This window comes from Streptomyces sp. NBC_01275 (assembly GCF_026340655.1).
Taxonomy (GTDB): domain Bacteria; phylum Actinomycetota; class Actinomycetes; order Streptomycetales; family Streptomycetaceae; genus Streptomyces.
Window position 1 is genome coordinate 9,400,149 of the sequence record NZ_JAPEOZ010000001.1, and the last position, 13,082, is coordinate 9,413,230.

A 13,082-nucleotide genomic window follows, 5' to 3' on the forward strand; every position below is an offset into this window, starting at 1 on the left:
GACGAGCGGCGACCATGCGCGACGTCGCGACCGCCGCCGGGGTGGGGCTCGCCACCGTCTCCCGGGTCGTCAACGGCAAGCCCGTCACTCCTGACCTGGCGGAACGAGTGACGCGCGCGGCCGAGTCGCTCGGCTACCGCCTCGATCTGACGGCCAGCAGCCTGCGCCGGGCCGACCGCCGCACCAGCACCCTCGGCCTGGTCCTGGAGGACGCGGCCAACCCCTTCTCCGCCGCGCTGCACCGCGCGGTGGAGGACGCCGCCACCGAGCGCGGCGTGCTGGTCCTGGCCGGGTCCACCGACGAGGACCCGGTCCGCGAACGCGGCCTGCTCAAGACCTTCACCGGCCGCCGGGTCGACGGCCTCATCGTGGTACCCACCGGACAGGCCGACGCCGACCTCGACGCGGCCCGCCGCGCCGGCACACCCGTCGTCTGCGTGGACCGCCCCACCACAGCGCCGCAGGTGGACGCCGTGACGGTGGACAACCGCGCGGGCCTGCGGGCGGCGGTGAAAAGGCTGCACGCGGCAGGTCACCGGCGCATCGCCTTCCTCGGAGACCTCCGCACCATCTGGACGGCCGAGGAGCGTTACGCAGGGTTCGTGAAGGGGCTGGCGGAGGCGGGGTGCGTCCTGCACCGCTCCCTTGTGAGGCGTGGCCTGCACGGTGCGGAGGCCGCCCAGGAAGCGACCCGAGAACTCCTGGCCCTCGCTCATGTGCCCACCGCGCTCATCTCCAGCCAGAATCTCCTGACCGTCGGGGCCCGCATGGCCCTGCAGGAGCTCCGCCTGCAGCACCGGGTGGCGCTGATCGGCTTCGACGACCTGCCTCTGGCCGGTCTCCTCGAACCCGGCATCTCGGTGATCGCCCAGGATCACGCCGCGATCGGCCGGGAGGCCGCCGGCCTGCTGTTCGACCGTCTCGACGGCGAGCGCGGCCCCGCCCGCCACCGCGTGCTGCCCACCCGCTACCTCGCCCGCGGCTCCGGCGAAATCCCCGCCGCAGAGGACCGCTGACGACCGTCTCCGGCACGGGGTCCCGGTACCGGCGGGGTGTCCGAGGCTTGGAAATTCTCTGTAAACGAGTTGATTCCGATGTGTTGACGGGCTGAGCCGCTCGGTGCTTCACTGCCGGAACCGGTACCGAAACCGGTTCCGGAACCGCTCCCGGTATCGGTTCCGCGAGTCTCTGTACGATCGGCCCTTCGGTGCGGGAGGACATTCCCGCCGCTGCATGGAGGAGAGGAGGTGGCATGGGAGTCACCATCGCCGACGTGGCCGCCCGGGCCGGCGTCAGCAAGACGACGGTCTCACGCGTGCTGAACAGCAAGGGCGAGATCAACGAGAACACCGTTCTGAAGGTCCGCAAGGCGATCTCGGAGCTCGGCTATGTGCCGAGCGCCGGTGCGGTCGGCCTCGCCCGGGGCACGACACAGATGATCGGCATGCTGGTCCCTGACCTGGCCTGGGCCTGGTCAGGCATCGTGCAGGCGGTCATCGAGACGCTGGAGACCGAGGGCTTCGGACTGCGCATGCTGACCTGGAACCACGGTGAGGAGTCACTGCGCCGCCTGGGTCTGCAGGTCGCTGCCAAGTCGTTCGACGGTCTGCTGGTGATAGAGCCCGAGGGCGCCATGGGCTACATCACGGAACTGCACGAAGCAGGGCTGCCGGTCGTGCTGATAGACGACCGCTTCCAGCGGCCGGGGTTCCCCTACGTGGCCACCACCAACCGGGAGGGGGGTGCGCAGGCGGCGCGGCACCTCCTGGAAATCGGGCGCCGTCGCCCTCTGGTGGTGACCGGCCCCTATGCGTTCGGCTGTACCCGGGAACGGCTGGGCGGCTTCGTCGATGTCTATGCGGAAGCCGGGATCGAGATCGACCAACGCAGCATCATCTGCGGCGACTTCCAGTTCGAACGCTGCCGGAGCGCGATCGCAGGCGCTCTCGCGGACGGCCTGGAGTTCGACTCGGTCTTCGCACACAACGACCCCTCGGCGGCCGGCGTGCTCACCGCCCTGCACGAGGCCGGTCTGTGGGTTCCGCAGGATGTCGCCGTGGTGGGCTTCGACGACGTCGAGATGGCCTCGTACACCTATCCGGCACTGACCACCATCCGCCAGCCCATGCGGGAGATGGGTGCGGCGGCGGCGCGTCTGCTGCTGGACCACGTGCGCGGAGTGCCGAAGGCGGCCCCGTCGTGCGTCATTCCCACCAGTCTCGTGGTCCGCGGCTCGACGTTACGGCCGAGCCCGAACTGACGCCATGTCATCGCGACGCGTACGGCGTCGGCGTCCCATCGAACCGTCCGTCTCCGCCGCTCCTGCCCAGCCCCGCAGGCGGAGACGGACCCATCCCGAAACGGAACTGACCCCACCGGACCTCGCGCAGGCCGGTGGGCCGTCCAGCTCAACCTGAAGCCGGTGCACGTACCGGCCTGATGGGCCCGTTCGTCTTTCGGCCGGCCTCACCACCCTGCATGCGCAACCATGTTCACGCGTCACCGCCGAGGTGCCCTTTCCGTCTGCACCTCCCCGACCCGGCACGCCGAGCGACACGCCTGGCCCCCCGCCCGGCCGCTACCGCTCCGGGACGGACGCTCCAGCCGCGACCTGCGGCTGACCGTCGATGCCATGCCACCGCGGGCGGTCTCCACTTCACGAGCCGGCCCATCCGGACGCCCGCCCGCTGCCACTCTTCCTCTTCGCCGCCCCCCGCGCCTGTTTCGCTCAATGGCAAGGAGCCGCACTATGCGTACCCCTACTCGTCACACTGTCAGAACAATCCAGGTCCTGTGCGTCACCGTCACGGCAGCCCTGGTGGCGACCGGCTGCGGCCGCAGCGCCGACTCCGGGCCCGGCACGGACGCCCCCGCGAAGCTGGGCAGCGGCAAGGCCACCGGCAAGGTCGTCATGTGGTCCATGGGCGATCCCGATACGTCCCTCCAGAGCCTGGCCAAGAAGTTCGAGGAGCAGAACCCCGGCGTGAAGGTCCAGATCACCCCGGTGCCCTGGGCCTCCGCCCACGACAAGCTGACCACCGCCATCGCCGGCGGCAACACACCCGACATGTCCGTGATCGGCACCACCTGGATGGCCGAGATGGCTGGCATGAACGGCTTCCAGGCCACCCCGACGTCGATCAAGTCGTCGGACTTCTACCCGGGTCAGTGGGACACCACGAAGTACAAGGACACCTCCTACGGCGTCCCGTTCATCGCCGACACCCAGGCGGTCTACTACCGCAGCGACCTCGCTGCGAAGGCCGGTATCAAGGGCGCCCCGGCAAGTGACTGGGCCGGTTACCTGAAGGATCTGAAGGCCATCCAGGCCACCGCGGGCAAACAGAACCCGAAGCTGCGCTACGCCAGCGGGTGGCAGATCGGCTTCAACTCCTGGATCTTCCTGCTGCCGCTGGTCTGGCAGCAGGACGGCGACATCTACGACCCGAGCACCAAGAAGTTCACCTTCGACTCGCCGGCGGTCGCCAAGGCGCTGGAGTACTACGCGAGCGTCCCGAAGGAGGGCTTGGCGCCCACGGACAAGACGGACAGCCTGCAGGCTTTCCAGGACGGACAGATCGCCGTTTACAAGGACGGCGCGTGGGTCAGCGGCAGCCTCCGCAAAGACGCCCCGAAGCTGGACAGCAAGTGGAAGACCATGCCGCTGCCGAAGGGCAAGCAGGCGGCCGGGTTCGCCGGCGGCAGCGACCTGGCGGTGTTCAAGGAGGCCAAGAACTCCGACGCGGCATGGAAGTTCGCCAAGTTCCTCACCGAACCCGCCAACCTCGCCGCCTACGCGAAGGCAACGGGCTCCCTTCCCGCCACGCCGGGGGCGTGGGACGCAGCGAAGCTGAGCGACGACGAGGCGATGCAGGCGTTCGCCGAGCAGCTGAAGGTCAGCAAGGCGCCGCCCGCCATCACCACCTGGCAGCAGGTCGCCGACGCCGTCGACTCCGAACTGGAGAAGCTGAGCCTCGGCAAGGCCACCGTCGCCCAGGCGCAGAAGGACCTGCAGTCCAAGGCCACCAGCATCGGCACAGGCCGCTGAACGGCCGCCACGTGAGCACCCCTCGTAGGGACGGATGACATCCATGTCCACGAAAACACTCCCCGGGCGGGGCGACACCCACGAACCGGGCACCGCACGGCCCGAGAGGGGCGCCGGCCGTCGGCGACTCGCCCTCCGCAGCACCGCGCGCGGCAGGCAGACGCGGGCCGCGTGGATCCTCGCGGCTCCCTTCCTCGCCCTGTTCCTGGCGTTCATGCTGCTGCCGGTCGTCTGGTCGCTGCTGATGAGCCTGACCGACACACAGAGCGCCGACCTGCGGACCCCGTTGAACGTGTCGTTCACCGGCTTCGACAACTATGTACGGCTGTTTGAGGACGAGCAGTTCGTTCATGCTCTGCGCAACACGGCCGTGTTCGTCCTGGTCGGTCTGCCGCTGACGCTGGCCACCGGACTCGCCGCAGCGGTCGCCCTCAACAGCGGCATCGGCCGCTTCCGGGCCGTCTTCCGGGTCGGCTTCTACCTCCCGGTGATCACCAGCGTCGTGGCCGTCGCGGTGGTGTGGAAAACGCTGCTGGAGCCGCAGGCGGGGCTGGTGAACACGGTTCTGGGATGGTTCGGGATCGACGGTCCGGCCTGGCTGGCGGACACCCGGTTCGCTCTCCCCGTCATGATCGTGATGGCCGTGTGGCGCAACCTCGGCACCGTGATGATCATCATGCTGGCGGGTCTGCAGTCCGTGCCGCAGTCCCTGATGGAGGCGGCCGAGCTCGACGGCGCCGGGGCCTGGCAGCGGTTCTGGCGGGTCACCTTCCCGCTCCTGCGTCCGGCCCTGCTGCTGACCGCGGTCACGACCGGTATCGGCTATCTGCAGTTCTTCGACGAGCCGTTCGTGATGACCGACGGCGGACCGCTGGACTCCACTCTGTCCGCCACGATGTACGCCTACAACCAGTTCGGCAACGGCAACTACGACGTTGCGTCGGCCGCCGGTTACGTCGTCTTCGTCCTCATCATCGCGCTGACCGTGCTGCAGTTCCGCGTGCTGCGAGACAAGGACTGATGCCCCATGAGCACTCTCTCCGCCCTCCGGACGGCCGGGCCGGGCACGGACCGGACTCTGCGGCGGCGTCGCATCCGGCAGAAATGGGGCCATCCCTGGCTGTATCTGCCGCTGTTCGGCTGCCTGCTGCTGATGGTCGCGCCGTTTCTGTGGATGCTCTCCGGCTCCTTCAAGCCCGAGGCGGACATCCGCAAGGTGCCGCCGGTCCTGGTCCCCACCGCGCCCACCCTGGCCAGCTACCGGCAGCTGTTCAGCAGCCTGGACTTCACCACCATGTTCGCCAACTCGGTGATCGTGGCCCTGGCCGTGACGGCAGGCAACCTGCTGTTCTGCTCCATGCTCGGCTACGCCCTGGCCAAGCTGGACTTCCGCGGGCGACGTGCCGTGTTCAGCCTGGTCATCGGCACCCTGATGGTGCCGGGCCTGGTCACCTTCGTACCCCTGTACGTGCTGGTGGCCAACATGAAGCTGACCGGCTCGCTGCTCGGGCTGATTCTGCCGTTCCTGGCGGCCCCGTTCGGGGTGTTCCTGATGCGGCAGTTCATCTCCACCCTGCCCGACGAACTCATCGATGCCGCCCGCGTCGACGGCTGCCGTGAACTGGCCATCTACTGGAAGATCATCCTGCCTCTGACCAGGCCGGCCCTGGCCACGTTGGGGATCATCACCTTCCTGGGCTCCTGGAACAACTTCCTGTGGCCGCTGGTCGTGGCCCAGAACGAGGACCAGTACACCCTTCCCGTCGGCCTCGCCCTGGCCAGCAGCGGACAGGACTTCACCCGCTTCGGCGTCCTCCTCGCCGGCGCCGTCGTCGTCCTGCTCCCCGTGATGGTCGTCTTCCTGCTCTTCCAGCGCCACTTCGTCGCCGGCATCGCCACCACCGGCCTGAAGTGACCTCCCTCGCCTACCCCCGTCACCTCTCTGACCTGTGACGACTCATGACTTGGAGAACATAGTGGGACACCCGGTCCGCTCTGCTGTGTACCTGGATCCGGACGCGTCCGTGGAAACGAGAACCGAGGACCTGCTGTCCCGGATGACCTTGCAGGAGAAGGTCGGGCAGTTGCTGATGCTCGACGCCCAACACGGGGACCTCGAGGACATCGTGTCGGCCAAGCTGGCCGGGTCGGTCCTGCATGTGACTCCCGCGCGGATGCTGGAGGCCATGGAACGGGCCCAGCGGACACGGCTCGGTATTCCGCTGCTGACAGCCGACGACTGCATCCACGGCCACTCGTTCTGGCCGGGCGCGACCATCTTCCCGACACAGCTGGGCATGGCCTGCACCTGGGATCCCTCTCTGGTCCACCGGGTCGCCCGGGCGTCCGCGACCGAAATCGCGACGACCGGCATCCACGGGACGTTCTCCCCGGTGCTGTGCATCACCCGGGACCTGCGCTGGGGCCGGATCAACGAGACGTTCGGCGAGGACCCGTTCCTGATCGGCGAACTGGGGGCGGCGATGGTGCGCGGCTACCAGGGGGAGGGCCTCGGCGATCCGACCGCCGTGCTGGCGTACGCCAAGCACTTCGCGGGCTACTCCGAGACCCTGGGCGGACGTGACGCCAGCGAAGCGGATCTCAGCCCCCGCAAGCTGCGCTCGTGGTTCCTGCCCCCGTTCGAGCAGGCGGCCCGGGCCGGCTGTCGCGGCTTCATGCTGGGCTACCAGTCGATCGACGGTGTGCCCATCACCGCGAACGAGTGGCTGATCAACGAGGTACTCAAGGGCGAGTGGGGCTTCACCGGCACGCTGGTGACCGACTGGGACAACGTCGGCCGGATGGTCTACGACCAGCGGACCTGCGCCGACTACGCCGAGGCGGCGGCGGTCGCCGTCAACTCCGGAAACGATCTGATCATGGCCACGCCCGCGTTCTTCGAGGGCGCCCAGGAGGCGGTCGCCCGCGGCCTGGTCGACGAGAAGCAGATCGATGACGCGGTACGGCGGGTGCTGCGGCTGAAGTTCCAGCTCGGGCTCTTCGAGGACCCCCGCGCCCCCGACCCCGAGCGGCAGGCGCAGGTGATCGGCTGCCGCGAGCACGCCGACCTCAACCTCGAGACCGCCCGACGTTCCCTCGTACTGCTGCGCAACGAGGGGATCCTGCCCCTCGACGGCGGGCTGACCGCGGACGGAACCGGCCGCGCCACAGGCCAGGGCACGCCACGCACGATCGCGGTCATCGGCCCCAACGCCGACAGCCCGGAGGCCATGCTCGGCGACTGGGCGGGTGCCACCGGCCAGGTGCCGTGGATGCCCGAAGGACATCCACGCGAACTGGTGGAGACGGTGCTGGACGGCCTTCGCGCCGTCGTCCCCGCCGACTGGACCGTCACACACGCCCGCGGAGCCGACATCGAAAGCCCCGCCTTCGACCCCGACCAGTGGGTCGCCGGGCCCGACGGCCAGCCGCAGCCGCCCGCCTTCATCCCCGCCCCGGTCGACGAGGCACAGCTTCGGGAGGCCACCGCCGCGGCAGAGGCCGCCGACTACGCCGTAGTGGTCGTCGGGGACACCATCGCCCTGACGGGCGAGGTGCGCTCCACGGCCACCCTCGACCTCCAGGGAGGCCAGATCGCTCTGCTGGACGCGGTCGCCGCCACCGGCACACCCATGATCGTCGTACTCGCCCAGTCCAAGCCGAGCACCCTCCCCGACTCGGCACTGAACGCTCCAGCACTCATCGAGGCGTTCAACCCGGGCATGCGCGGCGGCCGCGCCATCGCCGAACTCCTCCTCGGACTCGTCGAACCCAGCGGCCGGCTCCCGGTCTCCTTCGCACGCCACGTCGGACAGCAACCCGTCTTCTACAACCAGGTGCGCGGCCAGCATGGCGACCGCTACGCCGATCTGACCCAGGACCCCCTGTTCGCATTCGGTGAGGGCCTGAGCTACACCACCGTCACCTACTCCGACCTTGTCGTGCACGACCACGACGTGTCCGCGGACGGCACCGTCACCGCCACGGTACGGCTCACCAACAGCGGAAGCCGTCCGGCCCTGGAAACGGTCCAGGCGTACGTCAGCGACCTGACCACCAGCGTCACGTGGGCCGAGCAGGAGCTGAAGGGTTTCACCCAGGTCGAAGTCCGTCCCGGCGAAAGCCGGGACGTCCGCCTGAGCATCCCCGCCTCGCAGTGCTCACTCGTCACGGCCGACAACCGCCGCGTGGTCGAACCAGGTGAGTTCGCGCTTCGCGTCGGCCCCAGCTCACGTCGGGAACAGCAGCTGAGCGCGGGCTTCCGCATCCGGACCTGAAGACCGCTTACAGGCTTGCAGACCCCGCCTCGTCAGCCCGCCGCCCCGCCAACTCGAGGGCCGGCGGGGCGGGCCCCGCTGACATACGAAAGGCACGCGTGTGTCCACCACACCCCGCGATCCGCACCACCCCGTGGCGCACCTGCGCCCGCCCCGCAACTGGATCAACGACCCCAACGGGCTGGTCTTCCATGACGGCCACTACCACCTCTGCTACCAGTACAACCCGTACGGAGCGACCCACGCGAACATGCACTGGGGCCACTTCCGCAGCCCCGACCTGCTGAGCTGGGAGCCGCTGCCGACCGCGCTGTCCCCGACGCCCGGTGGCGTGGACGCCGATGGCTGCTTCTCCGGCAACGCCGTCTCCGACGGCGACCGGCTCGTCGCCTTCTACTCCGCACACCGCGAGGACCGCTCGTTCCAGCACCAGCCGGTCACCTCCGCCGTCTCCCACGACGGCGGCCGGACCTTCCGCCCGCGGGGCGAACTACTCATCCCCGAGCTGCCCGAGGGCTGCACCATGTACCGCGACCCGTACGCCTGGCGGGACGGCGACGGCTGGCGGATGCTGGTCGGCGCCGCCCTCGCGGACGGCCGCGCCGCCGCCCTCCTCTACGACTCACCCGACCTGGAGAACTGGACCTACCGAGGCCCCTTCGCCACCCGCCACCCGGAGCCCATCGGCGGCGCCGAGCAGCTCACCGGCGAGGGCTGGGAATGCCCCCAGTACCTCCCGGCGGCCGACGGACGCGGTGCGCTCATCTTCAGCACCTGGAATTACCACACCGGCCCGCAGCGCGTCGCAGCCCTGACCGGCGAAGAGCACGACGGCCACTTCAAGGCCGGCCCACCGGTGTGGGCGGACCACGGCCCCGACTTCTACGCACCCGCCCTCCTGCGTGCACCTGGCGGCCGATGGCTGCTGTGGGGCTGGTCATGGGAAGCCCGCGACCAAGCCTGGACCGTCTCGGACGGATGGGCCGGCGTCCTCACCTTGCCCCGCGAGATCCACGTCGGCGACGACAACAGGCTGCGCCAGCAGCCCGCCACCGAACTGCTCGCCCTGCGCGGCGAACACACCGTCCACGCCCGAGGCGAGACACACGGCCCGCAGCCGGTGGACTTCGGCGACGTGGGCCGGGCCTTCGACCTGACGGCCCGCCTGCAGCCCACCGCAGACGCCGCTCTGCGCCTGCTCACCGATCCGGACGGCTCGGAATACCTCGACATCCGCCTCGATGCCGAGGCGGGCGAACTGGTCGTCGACCGCGAGCACGCCTCGCTGGATACCCGGGCCCGCGGCGGCTCCTACCGGATGCCCTGCCCCACGGGTCGGCCCGTCGATCTGCGCGTGGTCGTCGATCACTCCATCGCCGAGGTCTTCCTGACCACCACCGGCCAGGTCCTCACCCTGCGCTTCTACCCGACAGGGCAGGGACCTTGGCGCCTGCAGGCCCGCACCGCATCAGGTGCGAGCTTCGGATTCGCGGTCGACGTGTGGCAGCTGCACCCGCTCGTGATCAAGGAGCCGAGCACCGGCGCCGCGTAGTCGGCAGGCACTGACGCCGACGGCGTCGCCCTGGAGCCGACTCCAAGCCGCTCCCCTCCCCGCACCTGCCTTTCAAGCACCCGACACACAGGTCCGAAGGAGGATCTTCGATGAGCTCGTACGGTCTCGGACGACGCCAGTTCCTCACCACCGCCATCGGCGTCGCCGCCGCCTGGACGCGGGTTTCCGAAAACGCCGTCGCCGCCCCGCAGCGGGAGGAAGCCTCACACGGCAACTCCGTGCGTGTCTGGCTGACAGACGTCTCGGCAGAGAAATGGGTCGCTCCTCAAAGCCCCGTGCGCTTTGCGACGAAGCGCACGGCCAACCCGCTCACGATCAAGATCGACGACAGCGTCAAGTACCAAAGAGTCCAGGGGTTCGGTGCGGCCATGACCGACTCCGCCGCCTGGCTCATCAACAAGCTGCCCAGCGCCGGTCGAACCAAGTTGATGCAAGAACTTTTCGACCCCTCCAGGGGCATCGGCCTCAGCATGGTCCGCTCCCCGATGGGCGCCACGGACTTCAACGCCTCGGGAAGCTACTCCTACGACGACATGCCGGCGGGGCAGACGGATCCGGCGCTGTCCCACTTCTCCATCCAGCATGACGCGCCGTACATCATTCCCGCCCTGCGGCAGGCTCTCTCGCTCAACCCGTCCATCAAGATCCTGGCCACCCCGTGGAGCCCGCCAGGCTGGATGAAGACCTCCGATTCCATGGTGGGAGGCACCCTCAAGAGCGAGTACACCGCCGAACTGGCCGACTACTTCGTCAAGTTCATCCAGGCCTACCGCAAGGCCGGCGTACCGATCTCCTACGTCTCACCGCAAAATGAACCGATGGGCACGCCCACCTGGCCGGGCATGTTCCTGTCCGCCTACCAGGAATCCCAGGTGATCCAGGCGATCGGCAAGGCGTTCGAGGCCAACGGGATATCCACGAAGATTCTGGCGTGGGACCACAACTGGGATGTGCCCTCGTATCCCGAGACGATTTTCAACGATCCCGCGGCCTCGAAGTACGCCGCCGGAACCGGATGGCACATTTACAGCGGAAACCCGCGTTACCAGACCCTGGTCCACAACGACTATCCGGGCAAGGAAGCCTATCTCACGGAAGCCACCGGAGGTCTTTGGCAGGGCGACAATCAGACGGCGTTCAACGACGCACTGGGCACGTGGATCATCGACAGCATGCGCAACTGGGCGAACGGCGTGATGCTCTGGAACATCGCACTCGACCCCGACATGGGCCCGCTCAACAGCGACACCGACGGCATCCCCATGTGCCGGGGACTGGTCACGATTGATCCGGCCAGCGGCAAGGTGTCCTACAACGTGGACTACCACGCCCTCGCTCACGCCAGCAGGTTCGTCAAGCCCGGAGCGCATCGGATCTACTCGAACACCTTCGGGGAAGGAAGCATAGAGAACGTCGCCTTCCGGAACCCGGACGGCTCCAAGGTCCTGATCGCCTACAACTCGGGGAGTTCCGCGAAAACCTTCAGCGTCGCAGACAGAACACAGTCGTTCGACTACACCCTGAACGCCGGCGACGCCGTCACCTTCACCTACTCAGGGCTCACGCAGAGCGGCAGGACCCCCGCCGCGGCCAAGGTCTCGGACCCGACGCACGACTTCACGTTCACCTCGCCGTCCGGTCCGGTCACCATCACCTACGATCCGGCACTACTGCCCTACCAGAACACCATCCGCGCCGGAAACAACCTGATCACGTACTCCCTGCCGATCGGAGCTTCCGTCCAGACGACGGGAGCGGCGCTGAGCCGTGGCGAGTGGACCGCCACGGCGTCGGCGAGCGCGGACTGGGGTGTGGCCGCGAGCGCGATCGACGGCGATATCAACACCAGGTGGAACCTCGGGCACGGGATGACGAGCGGCGACTGGTTCCAGATCGATCTGGGCAGCTCCACCAGCTTCAACAAAATCGTCCTCGACACCGGCAAGGACAATTCGTTCGACTACATCACCAAATATCAGGTGTATGTCTCGGACGACGGTGTCGACTGGGGCGGCGCGATCGCGAGCGGCAGCGGCGGCATAGGAAAGGCGACCGTCACGATACCGGCCCAGACGGCGCGGTACATCCGCGTAGGCAGTACCGCGACATCCGGCTTCTGGTGGTCCATCGCCGAAATCGATGTGTACGGTTCTCCGCGTGGAACCGGATCGATCGCGGCTCCGGCTGCGGTGTCGAAGGGCCTTCGGCTGAAGACCTGGACCAGCTCGGAAGGGTCGCACGTCACCGTGGTGTTCAACGGAACCGCCAGGAGCCAGAGTTTCCCGGTGTCCGACGACGGCTCCTATGTCTATGAACTCCCGAGCGGGACGTCGGCGATGTTCACGACCAAGAAGTTGTCGAGCCTCCCGGCGCCCGCGTTCAGCGGTTTGACGCCGAGCGAAGGCATGCCGCGCTCCAGGTTCACGATCAGCGGTTCAGGTTTCGGTGACACGCAGGAGCTGGGCACCGTGTATTTCGGATCGGCCATCGCCGGCATAGACAGCTGGTCGGACACCAGCATCAGTGCTTACGTTCCGGACGGAGTTCCGTCCGGGAAACACACGATCTCCGTGAACGGAGCCAGCGGAGCCGCTGCGGGTGGATCTTCCTTCGACGTCATGGATCTGGCCTCCGCGCTGCCCCGGACGGGATGGGTCGCAACGGCATCGGACGCGAGTTCCGGCGACGCGCCCGGAAACATGCTGGACGGCGACTCCGGCACTCGGTACAGCTCCGGAACAGGGCAGTACAACGGCCTCTGGATCCAAGTCGACATGGGGCAGACGCAGACCTTCGACAAGATCGTGCTGGATGTCGGCAGCAGCACCGGCGACTACGCGCGAAGCGCAGACGTATACGTGTCCACGGACGGAACCGACTGGACCAAGGTTTCTCCCGTAACAGACGGCCAACGCGTCCAGCTGGTGTCTTTCCCGACGCAGTCGGCTCGCTACATCAAGGTCGTCAACACCGGCGACGTCGCGAGTAACTGGTGGTCAATCGCGGAATTCAACGTATACGGCTGACCTCAGGCGAAGCTCCGTCGTGGTTCGGCGCCAAGACGCTGCCAAGTAGTGCAGGACGTGTGATGGAGCTGTGCCTCGTGCCCGGGCCCTGGCTGAGGCAAATGTGCGATCGCTCTCGGCAGGCAGCCCGTGGAGGCCGCCTGCCGAGCTTGGCCTCG

At 68.1% G+C, this 13,082-nt stretch carries 8 protein-coding genes; all 8 read left to right on the forward strand.

The window, feature by feature from the left end:
- Positions 1 to 14: 14 nt before the first annotated feature.
- The 8 genes from OG562_RS41225 (at position 15) to OG562_RS41260 (ending at position 12,924) form a co-directional block, all read left to right on the forward strand.
- Positions 15 to 1,016: a LacI family DNA-binding transcriptional regulator gene (locus OG562_RS41225; protein ID WP_266407241.1), complete on the forward strand. Its 1,002-nt coding sequence runs from the start codon at positions 15 to 17 to the stop codon at positions 1,014 to 1,016.
- A gap of 236 nt (positions 1,017 to 1,252) precedes the next feature.
- Positions 1,253 to 2,260: a LacI family DNA-binding transcriptional regulator gene (locus tag OG562_RS41230; RefSeq protein WP_266407242.1), complete on the forward strand. Its 1,008-nt coding sequence runs from the start codon at positions 1,253 to 1,255 to the stop codon at positions 2,258 to 2,260.
- A 489-nt stretch (positions 2,261 to 2,749) separates the two neighbouring features.
- A complete protein-coding gene (locus OG562_RS41235) occupies positions 2,750 to 4,048 on the forward strand; it encodes an extracellular solute-binding protein (RefSeq protein WP_266407245.1) in 1,299 nt (432 codons plus the stop codon).
- 43 nt (positions 4,049 to 4,091) lie between these two features.
- On the forward strand, positions 4,092 to 5,069 hold the full coding sequence (locus OG562_RS41240) for a carbohydrate ABC transporter permease (protein ID WP_266407247.1): 978 nt from the start codon (positions 4,092 to 4,094) through the stop codon (positions 5,067 to 5,069).
- Positions 5,070 to 5,075: 6 nt separating this feature from the next.
- Positions 5,076 to 5,963: a carbohydrate ABC transporter permease gene (locus tag OG562_RS41245; protein WP_266407248.1), complete on the forward strand. Its 888-nt coding sequence runs from the start codon at positions 5,076 to 5,078 to the stop codon at positions 5,961 to 5,963.
- A gap of 142 nt (positions 5,964 to 6,105) precedes the next feature.
- Complete coding sequence (locus OG562_RS41250) at positions 6,106 to 8,325, forward strand: glycoside hydrolase family 3 N-terminal domain-containing protein (protein WP_266409803.1); 2,220 nt, start codon at positions 6,106 to 6,108, stop codon at positions 8,323 to 8,325.
- A gap of 100 nt (positions 8,326 to 8,425) precedes the next feature.
- Positions 8,426 to 9,877, forward strand: a complete 1,452-nt coding sequence (locus OG562_RS41255) for a GH32 C-terminal domain-containing protein (protein ID WP_266407250.1) — start codon at positions 8,426 to 8,428, stop codon at positions 9,875 to 9,877.
- Positions 9,878 to 9,987: 110 nt separating this feature from the next.
- Entirely contained in the window at positions 9,988 to 12,924 is a 2,937-nt protein-coding gene (locus tag OG562_RS41260) for a discoidin domain-containing protein (RefSeq protein ID WP_266407251.1), read from the forward strand.
- Positions 12,925 to 13,082: the final 158 nt, after the last annotated feature.